At 35.1% G+C, this 22,256-nt stretch carries 18 protein-coding genes; all 18 read right to left on the bottom strand.

Annotated features, from left to right (window positions below; translation table 11 throughout):
* Nucleotides 1-22: 22 nt before the first annotated feature.
* The 18 genes from KKG99_13050 to KKG99_12965 all read right to left on the bottom strand — a co-directional run bounded on the left by KKG99_13050 (nt 23) and on the right by KKG99_12965 (nt 21,917).
* The gene (locus tag KKG99_13050) at nt 23-925 is read right to left on the bottom strand and encodes a hypothetical protein (GenBank protein MBU1013924.1); all 903 of its coding nucleotides are present in this window, start codon (nt 923-925) and stop codon (nt 23-25) included.
* Nucleotides 922-1,842, bottom strand: a complete 921-nt coding sequence (locus KKG99_13045) for a hypothetical protein (GenBank protein MBU1013923.1) — start codon at nt 1,840-1,842, stop codon at nt 922-924. Before KKG99_13045 ends, KKG99_13050 begins: the two co-directional genes overlap by 4 nt.
* A gap of 126 nt (nt 1,843-1,968) precedes the next feature.
* Nucleotides 1,969-4,380 (bottom strand): ABC transporter permease, encoded by a 2,412-nt coding sequence (locus KKG99_13040; protein MBU1013922.1) that lies wholly within the window; start codon nt 4,378-4,380, stop codon nt 1,969-1,971.
* A gap of 23 nt (nt 4,381-4,403) precedes the next feature.
* Nucleotides 4,404-5,300 carry a hypothetical protein gene (locus KKG99_13035; protein MBU1013921.1) on the bottom strand — a complete coding sequence of 299 codons (897 nt, stop codon included), beginning with the start codon at nt 5,298-5,300 and terminating at the stop codon, nt 4,404-4,406.
* A 43-nt stretch (nt 5,301-5,343) separates the two neighbouring features.
* Nucleotides 5,344-6,804, bottom strand: coding sequence for a serine hydrolase (locus KKG99_13030; protein MBU1013920.1), 1,461 nt, complete (start codon nt 6,802-6,804; stop codon nt 5,344-5,346).
* A 178-nt stretch (nt 6,805-6,982) separates the two neighbouring features.
* Nucleotides 6,983-7,414, bottom strand: a complete 432-nt coding sequence (locus tag KKG99_13025; GenBank protein ID MBU1013919.1) for a CPBP family intramembrane metalloprotease — start codon at nt 7,412-7,414, stop codon at nt 6,983-6,985.
* Between the two features lie 346 nt (nt 7,415-7,760).
* Nucleotides 7,761-8,981, bottom strand: a complete 1,221-nt coding sequence (locus KKG99_13020; GenBank protein ID MBU1013918.1) for a beta-lactamase family protein — start codon at nt 8,979-8,981, stop codon at nt 7,761-7,763.
* Nucleotides 8,982-9,142: 161 nt separating this feature from the next.
* Nucleotides 9,143-10,777: a tetratricopeptide repeat protein gene (locus tag KKG99_13015; protein MBU1013917.1), complete on the bottom strand. Its 1,635-nt coding sequence runs from the start codon at nt 10,775-10,777 to the stop codon at nt 9,143-9,145.
* Nucleotides 10,778-10,856: 79 nt separating this feature from the next.
* Complete coding sequence (locus tag KKG99_13010; protein ID MBU1013916.1) at nt 10,857-12,251, bottom strand: tetratricopeptide repeat protein; 1,395 nt, start codon at nt 12,249-12,251, stop codon at nt 10,857-10,859.
* A gap of 13 nt (nt 12,252-12,264) precedes the next feature.
* The gene (locus KKG99_13005; GenBank protein ID MBU1013915.1) at nt 12,265-13,245 is read right to left on the bottom strand and encodes a hypothetical protein; all 981 of its coding nucleotides are present in this window, start codon (nt 13,243-13,245) and stop codon (nt 12,265-12,267) included.
* Between the two features lie 123 nt (nt 13,246-13,368).
* Nucleotides 13,369-14,316, bottom strand: a complete 948-nt coding sequence (locus tag KKG99_13000) for a hypothetical protein (GenBank protein ID MBU1013914.1) — start codon at nt 14,314-14,316, stop codon at nt 13,369-13,371.
* 26 nt (nt 14,317-14,342) lie between these two features.
* Nucleotides 14,343-15,281: a hypothetical protein gene (locus KKG99_12995; GenBank protein ID MBU1013913.1), complete on the bottom strand. Its 939-nt coding sequence runs from the start codon at nt 15,279-15,281 to the stop codon at nt 14,343-14,345.
* Nucleotides 15,282-15,303: 22 nt separating this feature from the next.
* Nucleotides 15,304-16,308, bottom strand: a complete 1,005-nt coding sequence (locus KKG99_12990) for a hypothetical protein (GenBank protein MBU1013912.1) — start codon at nt 16,306-16,308, stop codon at nt 15,304-15,306.
* A gap of 25 nt (nt 16,309-16,333) precedes the next feature.
* Nucleotides 16,334-17,254 (bottom strand): hypothetical protein, encoded by a 921-nt coding sequence (locus KKG99_12985; protein ID MBU1013911.1) that lies wholly within the window; start codon nt 17,252-17,254, stop codon nt 16,334-16,336.
* On the bottom strand, nt 17,238-18,938 hold the full coding sequence (locus tag KKG99_12980) for a hypothetical protein (protein MBU1013910.1): 1,701 nt from the start codon (nt 18,936-18,938) through the stop codon (nt 17,238-17,240). The genes KKG99_12985 and KKG99_12980 overlap by 17 nt, the downstream gene beginning before the upstream one ends.
* A gap of 11 nt (nt 18,939-18,949) precedes the next feature.
* Nucleotides 18,950-20,137, bottom strand: coding sequence for an ankyrin repeat domain-containing protein (locus KKG99_12975; GenBank protein MBU1013909.1), 1,188 nt, complete (start codon nt 20,135-20,137; stop codon nt 18,950-18,952).
* Nucleotides 20,138-20,941: 804 nt separating this feature from the next.
* Nucleotides 20,942-21,589: a hypothetical protein gene (locus tag KKG99_12970; GenBank protein MBU1013908.1), complete on the bottom strand. Its 648-nt coding sequence runs from the start codon at nt 21,587-21,589 to the stop codon at nt 20,942-20,944.
* Nucleotides 21,590-21,686: 97 nt separating this feature from the next.
* Nucleotides 21,687-21,917, bottom strand: coding sequence for a hypothetical protein (locus tag KKG99_12965; protein ID MBU1013907.1), 231 nt, complete (start codon nt 21,915-21,917; stop codon nt 21,687-21,689).
* Nucleotides 21,918-22,256 lie beyond the last annotated feature (339 nt).

Below are 22,256 nucleotides of genomic sequence, written 5' to 3'. Positions count from 1 at the left end.
TTTCGTTCTCAAAAATTGATTATTATTTTAAATCTTTTGGTTTAAGTTCATCTATAATTTTTGCTGAGGCCCACATCACACAATCGCGCCTCATATAAAAAAGGTATTTGCCATCCGGCGTAACCACAGGACATATCTCCAATCCTTTTGAATTTATTCTATCACCTAGATTAACAGCTTCAGTCCATGATCCATCTTCTTTTCGATAACTTATAAACAGATCCTGATTATTGCCATCAACTTTTCTGCTAAAAATTAGAAAGGATTCATCAGGAGCGATAAAGGGCGAGACCTGCCCATATACCACAGGATCATCGATTAAGATTATAGACCTGCTTAGCTTTACAGGTTTTGAATATTCTGCGTTTTTATATTCTGCCTTGTATATGAACCATATATCATGCTCTTTGTCTTCGCTGCCTCCAAAAAACAGATTCCCACTGCTAGAAACAGAAAATGCCCAATGGGTGTAGAAATCACTTGCCAATACAGGGGAAGACCAGCCATCACTTTTTTTCTCAATATACCAAATAGCTTCGTCTGACCTTCTTAATTGATACCATTTTTGAGGTTTGGTTGAGATAAAAAATAGTTTGTTGCCATCAGGTGTAATAAATGGTGCATCCTGTTTATAAAATGAAGTTTTGAATGAAACAGACCGCGGTTTTGTCCAAATACCATCTACCTCCTCCATAAATTGAAGCGGTTGATAATCCATATCTCTCCAGAATACTTGCTTCCCATCAGGAGAGAAAACTGGTGAAGAGTGTATGTTCCTGAATAAATCAGGGAGGAATTTTTTAGGAGTATCGGATGGGGGTGCTTGTCCCAGATATGGGCCACTTAATTTTGGAAAATCGCTTTGCTGTGCATTAGTTGTTATTGCCACTGCCAGTATGCAACTGATTAGAATGAGTTTTTTCATTTTAATTCTTTTGGTTTTAGTTCTTCAATAATTTTTGAGGAAACCCAGTATATTTCACCATTTTTATTTACTCTGCGGTGAAAGAACAAATACTTACCATCAGGTGAAACGTTGGCTGCAAATTCAGTTTGTGTTGCATTGATTTCCGGCCCCATATTTTGTGGTTGCGACCAAGAACCATCCGGTTTTCTGAAACAGATGAAAAGTTCGGGTTTACCCATTCCTTTTACCTGGGCATCGAATATTAAGTAGCTTTCATCGGGAGCAATAAAGGGATGAGCCGGTCGTATTGTATTAATCTCCTGAGGCAGATATTCAAAATTCTGATACCTTCCATCGCTATTTATCGACTTGAATCCGCCTCTTTTACCATCATAATTTCCAGAAAAATATAACGTGCCATCCTTTGTTGAAGTAAGCATCATTGTATATTTCTTGTTAATAGGACTTTCGAAGAATTTTGCTTCACTCCACTCTTGATCTTCTCTTAAGCAATACCATAAGTCACCATTAAATCCTTTTGTGTCCGGTCTTGGTCGTTCTGAATAAAAAAACAGTTTGTCCCCATCTGGAGTTATCACAGGCAGAAATTCAAAATTTTCGGTAGCAAATGTTGCAAGTGCAGGTTTTGTCCAACTGCCATTAACTTTACGGGTATAGTAAATTCTATTGTCCGACCCATCATAATCCGACCTTCGGGTAAAGAAAAATTCAGTACCATCCGGAGAAAAAGTACCTCCAAATTCAAACTGATCCGTAGAAATAATTCCCGGCGCAAATATTTCTGGCGTTATACCGGGAGGTTCTTGTCCAAGATATTGCCCTTTCAAAACTGGGAAATTTTTTTGACTTGTTTGGCAAAATAAAGGTGTGCCTAGAAATAACATGAACACAAAGACTAGTACTATTTTTCTCATCTTAAAAAATTTGATTTTATAATTAAATAATTCCAGCAAGTTTTAGTTCTTTATAAACTCTAAAACCTAATTTTTTTGTACACCCTGATCCGTATCAAACTCTATTATAAGAGCATAACATTTAGATTATTCATATTTCAATGTGTCAATCGGGTTACGAACAGAAGCTCTATATCCTTGATAAGACACGGTCAAAATAGCTATGACAAAAGCAATTAATCCTGATAATAAGAATATTGACCATTGAATATTGGTTCGATAGGCAAAATTATTCAACCAATTATCCATGAAATACCAGCATAGGGGTATGGCAATCACAAAAGAGATGAGTGTGAGTTTTATAATTTTAGTGGAAAAGAGAATAAAGATGTTTTTGCTACTTGCTCCATTTATCTTTCTGATCCCGATTTCCTTTATTCTTTTCTCAGCCAAAAAGGCGGATAAACCGAATAAGCCCAATGATGCAATAATAATGGCTAAGATCGTAGAAGCGACCATTATCTTTCCTATTTGTTGCTCCTCATAATACATATTATCGAATCTATCCTCTAAAAAGGAGTAGCTAAAAGGTTGATTTGGCAAAAATTCTTTCCATTTAGATTCCAATAATGCAGTAACCTTCTTAATGTCGTCAGACTGATATCGAAATGTCATAATGTTTCCATTCCTGCTATTGATATACATAAGCATTGGTGCAATGTCTTTTTGAAGAGATTCATAATGAAAATCCTGCACAACTCCTATAATCATTAATTTTTCCAGCTGCCATCCTCCATTCCGAAATACAGTGCATTTAATAAAATGATTTAAAGGGTCGTCCCATCCAAATTGTTTAATCGCTGCTTCATTAAAAATAACAGCAGTTGAGTCTGTCCCAAAATCAGGGGAAAAGGCACGGCCTTCAGTAATATTTAATTCCAGAGTTTTGATATAATCGAAATCAACCGTCCAATGTGGCATATTATGCATATTTTTATCATCTCCATCCAGCATTACTCCGGCTCGCATTTCTTCTGTTTGAACTGGCAAAAAAGAAGAGATGGTTCCAGTTAAAAACTCCGGATGATTAAGTAATTCTTTTTTAAATAATTGAGCCTGGTCGCCCAACAAACCCGAATTATGTAAACAGATCAGGTTTTCTTTCGTGAAACCAAGCTTTTTGTTATGAATAAAGTTTAATTGATGATATAGGATTAAACTACAACTGATTAAAACAATGGTTGTAATTAGCTGAATGACCACTAAAATGTTTCTAAAATTCATCCCACTCTTACTTTGTCTGAATCGCCCTTTTAGGGCCTGGATAGGTTTGATTGATGATAAATGAAAAGATGGATAGCTCCCGGCAATTATGCTTGTTATTATAACAACACAACACAGTGAAATCAGATTTGATAAATTGAAATATTCAACACTTATTTCTTTTCCCGAAAAACGATTAAAATATGGTAACACTATCTCAATCAAAACGATGGCAAGTAAACAAGAAATAAATACAATGAGAAAAGATTCAAACAAATACTGGAAAATAATTTGTTTTTTTACTGCTCCCGATACCTTTCTGATACCAACCTCCTTTGATCTGGTCTCAGATTTTGCAGTTGACATATTCATAAAATTGATACATGCTATAAGCAAGATGAATAGCCCAATAAATGAAAAAATATAAATATAAATAATGTCGTTATTCGGGCTAATCTCAAACAGCAGGTCAGATTTAAGATGTATATCCGTAATTGGCTGCAATTCAAAAGATGTACCTTCATTGATGTATTCTTCAAAAGTTCCTTTGTAACTATGTTGCTTTATGGGCCAATAATATTTTTCAATCAGTCCTTGAATTTTTGAATGCAATAAACGAAGATTAGTACCAGATTTTACGGTAATAAAGGTGTAATATTCTTGTTGATCCCAATTTACAGTCCTGCTCCTGCTTAAAGTTTCCATCGACATAATTGCATTAAACTTAAAATGCGAATTGTTTGGAATATCCCTGTAAACTCCTGATATTATAAATGAACTACCTCCGATACCAATGCTTTTCCCAATAGGATTCTCCGAACTAAAATGTTTTGTTGCTGTCGATTCGCTTAAAGCAACCTGGTACGGTTTATCTAGTATGTTTTTATCATTTCCATATATTAGTGGAACTGTAAACATCTCGAAAAAGGTAGAATCTGCGTATCCCATATCGCTTTCAGAAATAATCACATTATCATATTCAATGCTCTGATTACTACTTTTTTTCAATCTACATGAACTTTCAATTTCGGGATATTCCATACACATCGTTTCTCCCATTGAAGCAGTGGTTATTGCAAGACTTTTCTTTGTTCCATTGGAGCTGTAATGATTGATCACCCTAAAAATATTTTTGTGGTTGGCATTGTACCTATCGTAACTCAACTCGTCACTTACCCAAAGCAAAATCAATATCGTAGTTGCCATCCCTAATGCTAATCCAAGTATATAAAGGATCGAAAAAAGTTTGTTCTTGAGGATGTTTCTTACTGTTATATCAAAATAGTTTTTAATCATTTAATTATATTTTTAATTTGTGATTATTTTAATTCTTTTGGTTTTAAATCTTCAATTATTTTTGCGGAAACCCACATAACACAATCACGCCTCATATAAAAAAGGTATTTGCCATCCGGCGTAACCACAGGACATATCTCCAATCCTTTTGAATTTATTCTATCACCAAGATTAACAGCTTCAGTCCATGTTCCATCTTCTTTTCGATAACTTATAAACAGATCCGGATTATTGCCATCAACTCTTCTGCTAAAAATTAGAAAGGATTCATCGGGAGAAATAAAAGGGAAAAAGTAAGATGACTGCCCTTCAGCCAGACATAAAGGAGTTTCAATTTTAGCAGGTTTTGTATATTTTCCTTCTTTTAATTCTGATATATAAATGAACCATTTATCGCCGTCCTTGCCATTCAAATAGATATTTCCATTTGCCGAAACCGAAAATTGCCAGTGAGTATATATCTTATTAATTTCTTTACTAACTTGTTTTGGATTAGACCATCCATCTTTTTCTTTTTCAACATACCAAATAGCTTCACCAGACCATAATTGATACCAGCGCTGTGGTTTGGTTGTTATGAAATATATTCTCTTTCCATCGGGCGAAAAGAATGGAACATCTTGCCGGTAAAATTTTGATTTGAATGGAACAAAATCAGGTGCTGTCCATACGCCATTAATTTCTTGCATAAAAAGCAGGGACTTTTGATCCATCGACCTCCAGAACACCTGCTTACCGTCAGGTGAAAAGGCTGGTGAACTATGAATATTTTTGAATATTTCGGGCAAAAACAGTTTGGCTTCATCTCCAGATTCTGTTTGCCCAAGATATGGGCCACTTAATTTTGGAAAATCGCTTTGCTGCGCAATAGTTGTCATTGCCATTGTCAGCAGATAACTGATTAGAATTAGTTTTTTCATTTCTTTCGCCTTTTAAATGATAATTATTTCAGTTCTTTTGGTTTTATTTCCTCAGCTTATCCAACATTTTTTGTGCATTAGCATTTTCGGGATCTAATTCGAGCGATTTTTCATAACAGCTAATGGCAGTTTGTATGTTATTGAGGATTGAATTCATTTCACCTAAACTGTCCCACAATACAGCAGACTCCGGATAAACTTCAAGCGAAAACTCCAGGATACTTTTGGCAAAAGATGGTTCACTTCTGCTATAAACAAAATAGTACGCCAAATTATTTAACAAATCTTCAGAGTAGTTATAATGATCGGGGGCTTCGGTAACAACCTTTCGCATTTTATTCAAAGCAGCATCGAAACCATACATATACCAATTATCCAGAAACAAAGCCTGAATTGAAACTTTTGCCAGTTTATAATCTTTGCCTTCCATTATGCTTTGTGCACCCTGTAAAATTTCAGGAATTTCGCTCAACCACCAGTTATTGGTGAGTATAATAAGTGTGTTTTTATTATTTATATCTCTCCATAACAGGCCTCTAAAGGCTCCTATTGCTCCCCTGTGTGCAACAATTCCTCTTCCTTCTGTTTCACCCTCAATTCTCCAGCCCAAACCATATCTGTAACTATTTTTACTATCCAGATAAAGTGAAAAGTTATAGGCTTCATTTAATGTTTCCTGCTTAAGCAACTTGTTTGAATATAAAGCCTGATCAAAAAGAAAAAGATCATAAACGGTTGAGTAAATGTTTCCATGTCCGCTGGCCCTGTCCTGCAGATCATAATCCGTCTTATCCCAGTAATAAACATATGCATTTACTCTGTTTGGTGAAGCATCAGAATATTCATCTGCTATATAGGTTTTGTTCATTCCGGCAGGTTTAAATATCTTATCATCGATGAATTTTTTGTAAGACATCCCTGAGATTTTCTCAATAATCAATGCCAGAAACAAATAATTACTATTGCTATAACGGTATTTTATACCTGGCTGAAACTCTAAGTGGAAATTATTTATTAGTGTATCCAATGCCATTTTATTTGTTATCATTGGCTGTTTAAACACTTTAAATTTGTTCCCCCTGAAATCAGGAATTCCTGATGTATGGGTCAGGAGATTTCTAATGGTGATGGTTGATGCCTGAGCTGGAAATTCCGGAAAATATTTGCTCAGTTTATCATCGTAAGAAAGAAGCCCTTTCTCTTTTAACATCATAATTGCTGTTGCCGTAAATGGTTTTGTAATTGAACCTATTGCAAAAACGGCTATGCTGTCAAAAGGGGTTTTGTTCTCAAAATCTGAAAAACCAAAAGCTTTGTTATAAACAATTTTTCCGTTTTCTGCTGCCATTACCGCACCATTAAACATCCCATTTTCGTTATAATAACAAAACAGTTCATCTAATTTTTCACTTCTGGTTTGTGCAACAGTTGAAAGCATATGAAGCATTGTTCCTATTATCAATGCAATTGTTTTAAAGATTGTTAATATTGTAATTGATTTCATAATTATCCTTTTTTTAAGTTTTAAAATTTTTTATTCTTTTGGTTTTAATTCTTCAATAATTTTTGCAGATACCCAATAAATATCTGAGATTTCACTAATAAATCGTGTAAGAAAGAAATCCTTCCCATCGGGTGAGAAATGGGTATGGGATGCCCCATTTAATAAATTGTGTTCTTATTTATAGTAGAAAAGCAATGACATAGAACGAAATAAGATTTGCCAATCCGTGCGCAATCCAACCAGGTATAATACTCCCGTTTCCAACTCTTTCTTTTATAAATCCTAATATGTATCCTGCTAACCCTGAGAAGATAAAAACAAATATCAGGAATGGATAGTTAGGTTCAATTATGAGCAATATCAGAGTGATATGCATTAGTCCAAATATTAAAGCTTGTATTATATTGCCAGTATTAAATCCCAACCAATCTATCAAACGCTTGGCAATAAATCCCCTGAAAAGTATTTCCTCCGATAATGAGGTTTTTATTAATGCAGTTATCGCAAGGATAGCCAGTGTATTACCTGATAGTCCCATTAGTTTTAAGTTTCCTGCTACCGTCCCCTTTTTGGTCATTAGTTCCAATATTTCAGGGAACAGAAAAGGCATAAGTATTCCGTTAATCAAAACAATAATAGATACTACCACTGACCAAAAGATAGTCTTTCTTACAGGTTTAAGTATTCCTATGTACTTCAGAAATCCTCTTATGTTCCTTTTAGTTATCAGGAATACTACAAAAGGTATAAGCCCAAATAAAAGAACTTGTAAAACCGCGGAAATTAATTCATAAATTATCATAATATCAAAGTTTTAAGTTTGTATATCTGAATTAACTCAATTATCTCAATCCTAGTCATTTATGTATTTATCATCAATGGAGAATAGCCTCCCAAAAACATGGAAGAATGTAAATCGAAATTGCAACAGAATTGTAGTTAAGGTCAAGAATGCGTTATGCTTTATGCTTTACACTTTGAAAATGCTTTCTGAAAAGGTCCAGGACTAGCCTATCATAGGCCTTATCGTGCCAATCGCCTGTTATAAAGAAAACTGCCCCATATTTTTTGTTTGGATCGAAAAAGGCAAAAGTTGTAATTCCGGTTCCACCGCCGGAATGTGAAAAGAAATATTCAGACTCTGTTTCTCTGAGCCACCAGGTTAGTCCCATATCAAGTCTTTTGTAGCGGGGAGACGAACCCATTCCTTGCACGTTTTGAGGAGTCAAGATTAAGTTTACTGTTTCAGGTTTCAAAATCTGCTTACCTTTAAAATGACCATTGTTCATTAACATAATCATAAAGTTTGCAAACTGTTTTGGGCTGGTGTTTAATCCACCATCGGCATATCCTGGCCAGGCATAATGGCAAACAGCATTCTTCCCATTAATAGTTTCAGGATCGATACTTGGATGTCCCTGTTCCTTCCTTGCCTCCTCTTCAGAAATATAGTTATATGCAATGTTATCGAGGTTCAGGTTATTATAGAGCCAACCCGATTCATTCATTTCGAGAGGTGTAAATAAACTTGCGAAGCAATAATCAGGAAAAGAAAGCTTTGAAATCGTTTCAACCAAAAAGGCAATAAATACATACCCTGAATTACAGTACTCCCAACTTTCACCAGGTTTGTACTTTGCAAAATTTGTAGAATCGTATTGGCTTCCCTGCGGAGTATAGCAATTCGCTAGATACTCTTCGAAAGTTATATGTGTTTGATCGCCACAGGCATAGAGGCTGGAAATATATTTACTGTTATCGAATAATGATGAGGTGTGGGTGAGCAGCATTCGTATTGTAATAGGGATATCAGGAAAGTTTGGATTTCTTACCTTAAAAGGAAGGTACAAATTGATATCATCGTCAAGAGAAAACAAGCCCTCGTCATAAAGTGTCATTAACGCAGCGCCTGTAACCGTTTTCGATAGCGAAGCAAGAACAAACAAGGTGTTGTTATCGACCGGAATATCCTTTTTTAAATCGGCCCTTCCGCGTGTCATTGTCCAAATCAGGTCCTCCCTTTGAATAATACCCGCGGAAAAACCCACAAGATCTCCCTGAGCGAATATTGAATCGATGCTCTGCTCAAGAATTACATATTTATTTGAATTCATTTGGCAACTCTGCGTAAACAGAATCGCTATAAAAGCAATTGTTATAATTTGTGCTTTTTTCATCTTTATCCTTTTTAAAATTTGACAATTATTTTAAATCTTTTGGTTTTAGATCTTCAATAATTTTGGCAGAAACCCAGAAAACATCACCTTTGGAACTAAAAAAAAGGTATTTCCCATCGGGTGACACCACCGGACAGTACTGAATTAATATTATTGATTGTTCACTTTTTTAGTTGATTTAAAGCATCAATTGCATTCTGATTATTCGGATTTAGCTCCAATGATTTTTCGAGCGCCTTAATGCACTGATCCTTCTTCCCGTTTAAGTAATAAATTTGGGCAATCATATACCAAACGCTCCCCGAAGACGGGTATATCATAGTATTAAGCACCATTACTTGTTCGGCCTGATCTATTTTTCCTTCTTTTACCAATTTATCGGCTTTTGCATTAAGATTTGACTCCAAATTGACCGATGAGGACCACCAAAGTATGTCTGAGTACTTCTGAACCAGAACTTTATACTCAATATATGCACTATCAGCACCCTTTAATGCAGCAATATCTTCAAGGGGTATCGCTCCCTTATTTTGTATAGCATTTAATGCAGGATCCTGCCCGGAAAAATAATCGAATCCATTAGTTATTGCGGGAATATCAATTTTAAAATATTCGCGGTTTGATATCCACGCGTTATCTATTTGTCGGGAGGCAACTGATAAACCAAATTCACTATTGGGAAGGTTTCCAACATTTTGGCTGTCACTGAATAAATTGGCAGGACATGCACTCTGTGAACCCACAAAAATAGCATCTGTGTACTCCAGGAGACTTGTTGCCAAAACAATTGCAGCGCTAAAGGTTTTTTGACCTAATATAACAAACAATTTTCCTCTGGTGTCAATATTCCCTCGTTTAATGATCTCTTTTGCAAAGGAGATTGCTAATCTTCCTTGACCCCCGGCATTATACCTTAGATCAATTATTACGTTTTCAACCTCATCGGAATGTTTATCAATATAATCAAAGAATTCATATGAGAATTTACTAAACAAATCTTTTGTGCTTTGATTTTCAATTCTGTTTATTTGTACATACATTGCTTTATTGCTTTTTATGTACTCGAACCAATAGTTCTTTTGCTGATTTTTCAGGTGCAAAGGAGTTTCTGATCCCAATAAATCCTGAACTGAATATAAATCGGCAGGATTATAATCGCTACAAGCAATGGTCTTACTAAACTGATTGCCATCTTTTGTGATAAATTTGTAGTTAATTTCATCGTCAGTAATTTGTACACCTGCACCTTGAAGCATCAAGGGGTAGGTCAAATAAGATCTTAACTTCCCAAGCCTTCCGATTCGGTTATCGCCCGAGGATACCTCTAAAAAACGGTGGATAATATTTTCAACAGGGACTCCATTTATAGCAATTAATTTTAATCCGAGTAATTCCTTGTTGCCTTTCTCAACACCTATCACATGATACCCATCATTAAAATAATCAAATTGAATGGGGACTTTTCCCTTAATAAAATCAATTTTCCCCCTTATGGATAGGTTGGTGTGTCCATCCTGTAATGCGGCTATAATTTCCCTTATGGCAAAGTAACATTCAACATCCGAACTGGAATTCTCAATTTCAAGTTTTGCATTCCTAATTATGATGGATAATGAATCAGGCGAAATTCTTCTGTACAATCCAGGGTGCACCTCGTTTAGTTTGTCAACAACAAAATCGAGATCCTCGGCCCATTGTTGCTTGGTTAAGCGATTCATACTAACCTCTGTATTCTGACTATATACAACTGCAACGAGTAGGCATAGGCTAAAAGTTACCAAAGATACTTTTTTCATATTACTTTTCTTTAATTAGTTCATTTTACTATTCTATTAATGTTAAATAAAATGATTGGCCAATATATGGTTAGCTTATTCATTTTAAAACTCTTAGCTTCTCCAGAGCATTGGAATTTTGAGGGTTCAGTTCTAAGGATTTCTGGTAGTTCTTTATAGCAAGATCTTTTTGCCCGCTTTTCATATAGGCTTCTCCAAGGCTATCGTAAACATCGGCAGAGGCGGGATATAAATCAACATTTATGGTGAATACTTCAATGGCGGGATCATTCATTTCTTTGTTTAAAAGGCGATAACCAAGAGTGTTTAAGGCAGACTGGCTTATATAATAATCCTTCCTTCTGTTTTTTAGAATATCTTTTAATTCCTCTAACCCTTTTTCCGGTCCATTATCTTTGATGAAATTATCAATATGAGTGCTAATTACCGGATGCAGATGCACCCAGAATGCAAACAGTATCTTTTCGAAGTCCTCCCTTACCCATGCATCGCCGGTTTCTCTATATAAGTCCCAATTTTTAATGTAGCTAAATTCAGAATCGATGGAAAGCCTTTCTTCTACCTGTTCGAAATCCAGTCCTTCATCCGTTGCTTTTTTAATTTCGTTCCAGAGGTGTATCATGAAATTCTTCCTGTCTTCAATTTTTTTTAATGGCCAAATGCCCTTGTAACCCAAAACAACCTGTTCGTAATTGCTGCATTCGGAAAGGTATTTTTCCAGGATAGAAATCCATTGGTCTATTTCCAGCTTTTTTCCCCGTGGTGGACCTATAATATGAAGCGGATCAAACATCCCATTGAACATTAGGAATTTTTCTTCAGGGATATTAATAATCGTTCCGGCTCCGGCAAAATTCTCCATGTGCAGAATCATATTACCCAGATTCATAGTAAACCTGTTTTCAAAAACAAAGGAAGGTAATACCAAATCATACCCTGCTTTTAGATCATCGGCAATTCGCTGACAGTAATTCATCCAGTGGGAATGCATGGCCTGGTCATCAACGCTAAGATTTCCTTGTTTAAGAATATTTCTTGATCTTTCAGCTTTTTCATTAAAAAGATTTACTTCTCGCTGAATCTCATCATTGAGTTTAGTTTTGTTTAAGACCATCTCATTATAAACTTCATCGTCTGCAACAATCAAGGCATCTTTGTATAAAACATTTCCACCGCATGATATTATCCGTGACTTAGGATTTACAACATATTTGAAATTGGAATTTCCAAATTCCCTCTCAATTACAGCCCTATATTCCTTTTCAATTGCAGGCCCCCAATGCGTTCCGAATACGACAATACCCTTATCGGAATTAATTGCAAGCTGGGTATCCATTCCTCGTTCGGTTTGGACAAGAATTATATTTTTTGAAATAGGTTTTGCTACTAGTGTATTTCCTGTTTGCGAAATAGCAACAGTGGAGGTAAATAGCCCGATTAATATAACTGCGATACAATACAATGTTTTTTTCATAGCTGTTTCCTTTCTATTTTCTTAATATTTCTGGTTTTAGATCTTCGATAATTTTTAGAATTGTTATACCTTTTAGAACAAAAAATACATAATTGTCTTGTACAATAATGTCATGAACTCCCCCCTTTATACCCCGAATATGGTATTGAGCATAAACTCTAGGATTGTAGATATCAGAAATATCCTCTATTTTGATCCCTTGAAATTTTGTTATCAGATAATTTTCAAAAACAATTAAACCTGAGACTTCATTCGAATATTGATATTGTGTAATAAATATTGGGGATTGAGGATCAGATACATTAAATATTCGAACCAGATTTCCATAAGAACCTAAGTACAATAATCCATTGTTTATACCTATTCCGGCTGCTCCCTTTGTATTATCAACTACCCTAATTTTTTTGATTTCTGTTGGATCGGATATATCTAAAATTGTTAACCCATTTTTAGGATCGGATATATACGCAATATTATTTTGAACTTTTAAATTTCGTGCATTTTTGATTTGAAAGTTACCAATGCTTTTAGGTTCAAGCGGATTCCCTACATCAATTATTTCAAATCCATTCTCATAGGTTAAAGTATAGCAAAGGTTTTTATCTGCTTCTATTTTAGCAATTTTTCCATTAACGCTATACCTACTTACGATTTTAGGATTATTAGAATTTGAGATATTCGCTATAATCAACCCTTCAGAACTGGCGGCCAGAAAAGCATAATCATTCATTACCTGTACGTCAAAAATCGGAGTACCTATTTTAAGTTCACTTAGTTTAACCGGCTTTTCAGGCTTTATGATATCTAGGATAATAAGGGATGTGTTAGTAGTAACATATGCATAATGATCTTTTATAGATAATCCATAGGATATGCCAGTATTGTATCTCCCCACCCTCTTTAAGGCTGGTTGTCCCATTAATTCGAAAGATGAAAGGATAATGAGGCTTAGTGACAATACCAATATTATAGAATTATTAATGTGCTTTTTCATGTTTTTATATTTTAAGTTTTTCTGTTTTAGTTCTTCAATAATTTTTGTGGAATTTCAGTAAATATGACCTTTGGAGTAAAACAAAAGATATTTTTCATTGGGGTGAAAATCAACATTCATATATTATTGGTTTTTATCTAATTTCAGAATATAAAACCTATTGAGGGCCGTATAAATATATGACCCGTCATATATTACTTTATGCGTTCCACTCATTGTCCATTTTGCCAACTGTAATGGATCCTTTGGATTAGTAATATCAAATGCAATAACACCACCTGTGCCTGCTAACAATAAATCTTTTGATATGAATCCCTCTTTAACCTCCTGGCTGGTTAATGTACTCATAATCAGACTTGGAACTCTTGGGTCCTTTATATCCAAAACAAATATTCCTTTTAAAGTACCCACACAAATTTGTTCATCGTTTATTTGAATACTACAGGCTCCTTTAGTTTCAGGAACTGTGTTAATTAACGTCAAGGACATTGGATTGGTAATGTCAATGATTTCTAATCCATCTCTAATATCTGCCACATAAGCTAAATTATCCCTGATTTCAATTTCCCAATATTGCCCGCCATTGGACCAATGGCTTATTTTTCGAGGATTAAAGGGATCACTTATATCAATAACTTTCACACCCTCCTTTCTGTCACATAAAAATGCATATGGACCTGACTTAGCAAAACCGTATATTTCTCCATTATCTTGATATTTTCCAATAAGTTTTGGTTGTTTTACATTAGAAACATCCACAATAAAGAACCCATTTCCACCGCCAGATAAATAGACAACGCCATCTACCAACTTAACATCTCTAATAAAGCCTAAATCAAGTTTTCCTGCAAATACAGGGCTTTTGATATTACTAATATCAAGTATTAACAGACCATCATTAGTACCCATATAAACATAATTCCCATTTACATCAAAACCGTATGCCATACCAACTCTATATTTTCCAACCACAGAAAATTTTTGGCTTAATCCAATTTGCGGCGAAATGCATTTGGCATTAATAAAAATAAGAGGTACCAGAATAATGAGATTAATCATTAGCTTTTTCATCTTTTTTAGATTTTTTATTTTTACAACTATTTTAACTCTGCAGGTTTTATATCTTCGATGATTTTTGTAGAAACCCAGTAAGCCATGTGCCCCTTTCCATTAAAAAATGTAAAGAACAGATATTTGCCATCAGGTGTAATTCTGGCTCCCCCCATCATAACAAATGGGGTTTTCTCAGGGTGTCCAATAACATCTGTTAAGTTTTTAGCTTCCGACCAGTTATTGTTTTTATCTCTGAAACTTATAAAGAGATTCGACTGCGGGGGTGCATTCTGCTTTTCCAACATGCGGGTAAAAATAATGTAGCTATTATCCGGGGAGATGATTGGAGAAAATTCAGCTGAAGAAGAATTAATACTTTCTGGAAGCCGCACCGGGGTTCCATATTCTCCATCCTTATATTCTGAATAGTAAATTTCTCCTTTTTTATCCGGACTTCCACCACCATAATAAACGCTTCCATTTTTATCCAATGAGAACTGCCAGTGGAATGCAGGGAGATTCTCACTTAACAGCTTTGGCTCTGACCAACCATTACCCTTACGTTCAACAAACCAGATTTTTTCATTTTCTGCATTCCCGGAAGACCCAATATTACCCGAAAGGTAATAGAGTTTGGTCCCATCGTAAGAGTAGAATGGTTCGGAGTAGTTATATCCATCTTTAGGAAAAAATTCTTCTGGGTTCTGCCACTGTCCATTTTTATATTTCATAATGTAAATGAGCGCTTTTCCATTTACTTTATAATTAGGATGCCATGCTGCTTCGGTAAAATCAGAAGTAAATACAATATTTCCATGTACACCATTGCCAACTGAAACTAGGCCTAGCGCAAAAAGTTCGGGCGTTAATCCGGGTTCTTTTTGCCCTAGGTATTTTCCGGTTAACTTAGAATAATCTATTTGCTGAGCATTAGTTGTCATTGTCATTCCCAGCAGACAACTGATTAGAATTAGTTTTTTCATTTTTTTTCTCTTTAATTGATAATTACTTAAATTCTTTTGGTTTTAGCTTTTCGATAATTTCTGAGGAGACCCAATAGACATCGGAGTTCCCATTTTGACAGCCATTTAATGCATTTATAATGGTTTGGTAGTTAAAATCATTCGAACTGGGTTTGTATTCCCGAACCCTGTTGCTGCTAAAAAACAGATACTTTCCATCGCTGGTTACAATTGCAGCCTGTTCCATCGCTTTCGTATTAATTGTGGGACCCATATTAATTGCTGTAGTCCATTCTCCATCTCTCTTCCTAAAGCTGATATATAGATCCCAATCTTGTGTTCCCTGAGCATGACGATCGGAACCAAAAATTATATAGCTTTCATCGGCAGCAATATATGGTTCCTGCTCAAGGTAGGGTGTGTTAATCGAATCGCTAAGATTCACAGGTTTATCGTATCTGCCATTAATAAATTCGCTTTTATATATATCAAAGCCTCCTTTTGAGTCGGGATAATTGCAGCTGAAATACAGATTCCCGCTTAATGATACCGTTGGAAAAATCTGCCAGTGTTTTGTGTTAATCGTTGAATCTAAACGTATGGGCTTTCCCCAACTATTTCCAATTCTTTCGACATACCAGATATCGCTGTTATTCCCGGGCTTTTTTGTTTTATCTTCAGGGCCATTCGACCAAAAAAACAATTTCTGACCGTCGGGTGCTATAAAAGGATCGGCATTATGATCGGGATTGGAAAAAGAGGCAATCTCAGGCTGTTGCCAAACTCCATTTACCTCTTTAACACAGATCAGATGATTATACCCTTTTAATCCTTGTATTGTGTAATATGCCTCAAGTCCATCCGGTGTAAATGTGAGAGTCCACTCTGTAATATTTGTTGAAATAATACCTGGAGCGAAAATCTCGGGCGTTATGCCGGGAGGAGTTTGTCCAAGATATGGGCCACTTAATTTTGGAAAATTGCTTTGCTGCGCAATAGTTGTCAAAGCCACTGCCAGCAGACAACTGATTAGAATTAGTTTTTTCATTTCTTTTTCATCCTCTAATTGATGATTACTTTAAATCTTTTGGTTTAAGTTCATCTATAATTTTTGCTGAGACCCAAAATATATCCATATTTCCGGTTCTGGCACTGGTAAAAAATAAAAACTTACCATCGGGAGAAACAATAGGCCAAATATCATCCTGATCAGAATTAATAAGTGGACCTAAGTTTTTTCCAATAGTCCAGGTATTACCTTTTTTTCGAAAACTGATATACAAATCAATTTCACCAAAACCTTCATCTTGCTTAGCAGAGAATATGATATAGCTATCATCGGGAGCAATAAAAGGAGTTCCACCTTCAAAACTTAGATTAAGTTTTTCGGGCGAAGTATAGTCCTTATTCATATATTTCGAATAAAAGATACCTCCACCATCTTTATCTGAGTAAAAATAGAAGTTGCCATTCCTGGCAACAGAAATATGCCAATATCTACTTATCGAATTTATAATAGGGTCAAGCAATCCAGGTTCACTCCAACCTTCCTCAGTCTTTTCTGCATACATTATTAAATGCTTACTACCTGCATATCCTTCGGCAGATCTCCATCCAGTAAAAAAAACGCGCTTACCATCAGGAGAAAAAATAGGATTACCTTCATTTTCGCCCAATGAAAAGGATGCAATTTGGGGAACTGTCCACCCTTTGTCTTCTTGTTTCATGGTCATAATTTTCTTTCTAAATGGATCCGAATAAATTACGGACCAAAAGACTTCCTTGCCATCCGGTGAGAATGTTACTGTACCATGCTCTGTAAGTTCTGTTGTAATTATGTTTGGTGCAAATATTTCTGGTGTTAATCCGGGTTCTTTTTGACCAAGGTATTTTCCGGTTAACTTAGAATAATCTATTGGCTGTGCAAATAAACTTATTGCATAAAAAATAATTATGCTAGATATCAGTCCTGCTTTCTTACTTTTTGATTTCATTGATATTGTTTTTGGTTTTACTACTCTTACTAAAACTTGCATTTAATATCTCAAGAGCATAGATTATCTCTGCTTCAGGATCAAAATTATATGATGCGAACTTTTCATATGTCAATGGGTAATCTGGCATAAAACATTTGCCTTTTACAGGATCTTCAGGGAATGTAATATTTTGTTTAAATGATACATAGCCTTTTATTTCTGAATTGTTAAGCTGGAAAAACAAAATATCACCAAAATTATTACCGGGTTGTGCTGATGCTGTACCCAGCAATTTGGCTCCCTTTTCTGTTAATGATGTTAACAAATTAAACCCAGAGCTTGTAGTGTACGGATTGCATAAAACAATGATATTCTCAAGTTGCACCGCTGGTATATGATATTGTTCTGATTTATATACACTCCAAAATGTTGACGAGCTTTGTAAAAATTCCTCTACCTGCTCCAGATCAACATCGTTTTTATAGAAATCTTTTTCTTTTCCAAAATCGTAATCGTCTCCTGTGAGCAATATATCTCTATGTTTATTTATTATTGATAATGAATCGGAGGAATAGGTTTGAAAATATAAATCTGAGTATTTAATAATTTGATATCCCGTGTTCATACTAAGCAATCCCTCTTTACCAAAAAGAAAATAAACGAGCATTTCTTTCATCATTGAATTTCCACCAGTATTATCGCGTAAATCAACAATAAGGTTTTTGGTTTTATTCATTTTCAAATCTTGAATCAACGAAACAAATGTTTCGGTTGCAGATGGAATTCCTTTTAAAAGATCTTCCCTGTTTGCAGGTGGTTCAACATTATTAAAATGTTGATATGCAATACCAGAATATTCAGCAGCCCCTTCCATACCACTTGAAAACCAGGATTCGCTTGCTTCGCGGTATCTTTCCATATTTGATATTACTAGTAAAGCGGTTTCTTCTTTATCTATAAAACTGTAAACCACATCGGATTTTTCAACTGAAGGCTTTACAATTTTTGTTGGAATAGAAATCGCGTTTCCCTTATTATCGCCAGAAATCTGAAAATCCTGTTTTACTATATTACCAGATTTTGACTTGAATTCAACCGGTATTTTCTCATTTATTGACCATTCTGGTATTATGTTTTTAATCCCGTTTGAACTTTTTAAACTAATCGAAAGGAAAACTAACTCCCCGGGTTTATTTTCAATTCCCCTAAGTTGAGTTTGTCGTACAAGCAATTTTTCGAAAGGAATATCATATATTGAAACTAATTTGCTTCCAAGCAAGTTTTTATATTCAGATGAGGGCACTTCAACAACGACTAGATCCCAATCAATAATCTTGAATTTCAAAGGTAATCCAGGACCATTCTGCATTGGTTTTACTGGATTAATTAAGCCTGTATGCATATCACCAATTTTAGCAACGAATGGCATTAATGAGTTATAGAATTCGTTTTGTGTCATCCCTTCTTTGGGTGTTAATGAAAGAATTTTCTGAAATTCTCGGTGAAAAGCTATCTTACCTCCAAAATTCAAATATGGATCGGGATGACTCACTTCAATGTTCTTAATAAGTTGTCTTGTGTCCTCGATTAGTAGATCTTTTGAAATTATTTCGATTTCCTGTGCAGCCAAATCAGTTCTATATAAGAAAGCTATAAATAAGAATATTAAAAGCATTTTTGTTCTCATCATTTTTGTTTTCATAGTATATTCTTTTATTGTAAAATGAACTTAAGTATAAGATATTCAACCCTTAAATCCCTCAATATTTTAACAGGTACTTCCGGGTTTATCTTTACATCATAAAGCAACCTGAACAGATCACCTGGTTCATTTAATTTCACATTATTGAACTCAAGAATAATATCATTCTCTCTTAACCCTGCATCGAACGAAACCGAATTTTCCTGAACAAAAGTTACTATTTGAGCATAGGCATTGGCTTTTTGTTCGTAGAACAATAGCTTTAATGCTTCATAATTTATATCCTCAGCATTTATGGATCGGACTTTAATACCAAGGCGCGGTTTTTCAACAATTTCATCCTTAAATTTCACTTTCTTTCCAACTATGGTTTGTCTCTGAAAATCGATGGCTATTTTATCCACATTTCCATTTATATTTCTGAAAAAGCGAATTTTCCAGGGTTCCCGGTAATCATAAAACTGGTCGGGTGCTATGGGATATAATTCATCAATAGCGTACTCTTCCAACATTAGCTTGTTATCTGAAATAAAAACACGAACAGTTGAATTTCCTCCAACATTGTAAATTCCAACATAATCCTTTAAATTATCAGGAGTAACTGGAATCTGAACAGGTCTTTCGAATCGATAATCAGAAGGAAGTTTTCCAAATTGGTCTTTTATTGTATCGGAAGCACCAGCATGAACAAGTATCTTTTGCACTTCTTTATGCCCGCATCTATATGCATAATGCATCGGTGTCCATCCCTCATTCGATTTTGCTGAAATATCGGCTCCATTTGAAATTAAAATCTGAACTGTTTTTGCACATCCTCTTTGCGATGCCAAGCATAGCGGGGTGTTACCCCAGAGGTTTTTTAAATCTTTCTGAGCCCCTTCTTTAATTAGGAGTTCAATGATTTCGGTGTTTTCATGATTTGCAGCACAATGCATCGGCGATCCCCCATCGGCTCCACGTGTATTTACATCAGCGCCCATACTAATTAGAAACTTTGCTAAATCCCAATTTTGGCGAATTAATGCCCAATGTAACGGAGTATATCCGGTTTCGTCTGCACTATTAATAAGTTTTTTATCTTTTTGTAAGATAACCTTGATGTTATCAAGATCTCCTTGCTTAGCAACCTCATTGATGTTCTGAGAAAGAAGATTATTTGTCATGAAAAAGGAAAGGGCTATAAGAATAAATGTCTTCATAATAATTTGAATTTTGAGTAATGGACTGTCAAGCTAAAACTTATCAAATTAAATGTTTTGTGAGATAAGAATATATATAGCTTCGCCACTTCAGTTACAGAAATCAAAATAGCGGGAAATGCTCGCCAAATGAAAAATAAAAGTAAATGATAGGTTGCCAATAAGAAGTTTTTATTCGCTTAGGAGACAATTATAAGGATGAACGGTAAGAATGAGCGACAAATGGATAGGATACTAAACAACCGGAACAATGGTAATACTAAAATATTTATTCAATACATTTAAGATTTCTATATTTTCTTCAACTTTACCTATTGCAAGATATAGGAGCAGCTTAAAGATAAAACAGTTATGAGCATCTCTTATGACAGAGGTGATCATTATTTGTCGGTTGAAGGATTGTTTTGAAAATGTTGATATTTGGCAAATGGCTTGAAATGGCTAAAACCCATTTTATAAGTTGCGAGAAGATTGGATCGCATTCTATTTCATTAATAAATTTTGATGTTGCCAGTAATAAAAAAAGGAGAAAAAATTTTATCCAGACGGTACTCGAACCTTATACTGTAACGATCACTTTATTAAGCGATTACAAGATTTAAAAAACGAAAGTCCAATAGTAAGTCCAACGGGAATTTTACCATTAGATTTATATAAAGATAAGGATAATTGAGGGAAAATGAAAGCAAATTAAGGTAATAATTTGTTCAATTCTTAGAGTATTTTGGATGCAAATTGGTTGTATTCTTAGGGAAATAATTAGGAGGGAAAAGAAAAAGCCCCGCAGTTAAGCGAGGCTTCTAATTATGGAGTGTTAAGGGTCGCTGAACCAGCATACACAGAATCGGATACTTTACTTCCATCAGGAGAAGTGAAAAATATCCAGGCATGTACTTCATCACCAACTGCCCACATTTCAGGAGCTACATATACATTCGAATCAGAGCGTTTTCTAATTCCCATTGAAGTCATAACTGAACCTTTTGTAACGTTATAAAACAGTGCATACGCAAGGTCGTTGTATTCGGTATCTGTGCTCGAACAGTGTTGAGAAAAGGCTATTGATACAGATGACGCATTATTCTCATCAATACTTGGGGCCGGAACCTTGAGTAATGATCCCTGAGAAATCATTATTTTGGAAAAATCAATGGAATAATCCGGATAGGTTCCTGTAATCGAATTTTTGATATTGTAAGAAACACAGGCATTAAAAGCACTTTGTCCGATTGCCTTAAGAGCATAGCCAATCTTAATAATTGGCAATAGCAATCTAAGAAACTGTACAATTAAACTGAATTTAGTTCTTTGAGAAACCTGGCCTACCGTGCGAGGGTTCCCAACATTTGCTTGATAAGACCGCATGACGTCAATTCCGAAGATGCTGGCACCTACGACAGTGCCAACTTTGCCGGAAAATCCACCAAGGATCCCTTTTGAAATTGTTCCCATGATAATAAGTTTTTTAATTAATAAATTGTTTAATACTCAAAATTTGTACAATAGATTGAATGAATTTGGATCCCGTGCACTAGGAGTTAATACGGACTTAATTAGGAGAATCTCCCTTTTTACCTGATGAAACCGGCCTGAAGATTTTCGGGAATTTTGCCCTAAGAATATTCAAGACGATTGTAGAAATAATTCCGCCAATTAATGCAATTACTGTACTAAAAATCTGGTCGATCAAACCAGAGTCAATGAAACAGAGTTGATCTACGGAAATGAACAATCCGTATGAGCTTAAAAAACCGGCCGAGAAATCAAACACTGTTTTCATCGAATATTTATTTGTAGTAAAATTATGTTTTAGAAGTTCTTAAAGCAATTTATTTGAAGGAAAACTTTATATAAGTAGTTAATTTGCAATGCTTTGCGATTTATTGCTTTGTTCTTCTGTGAGGAAATGAACAGAATGAACCATTAATCAAACCTTAAGCATCAGAAATGAGGAGGGAGGGCTGAATTGCAAGGTTTTTTATGGTTTACGGCGCGATGGCACAAGGGTATGGCTAAATAATAAAAAATATTGCAAGGGGGATGGCAAATAAATTTGCTTAAGGTTTTATTAATGACAACCCTGATGTAAGCTTAAAAGAAAAGGGATGGCGTCCCGAAA

The organism is Bacteroidota bacterium (assembly GCA_018816945.1).
In the GTDB taxonomy this organism is placed as follows: Bacteria; Bacteroidota; Bacteroidia; order Bacteroidales.
Note: the sequence above shows the minus strand (reverse complement) of the source record. Positions and strands in the feature narration are given on the sequence as shown.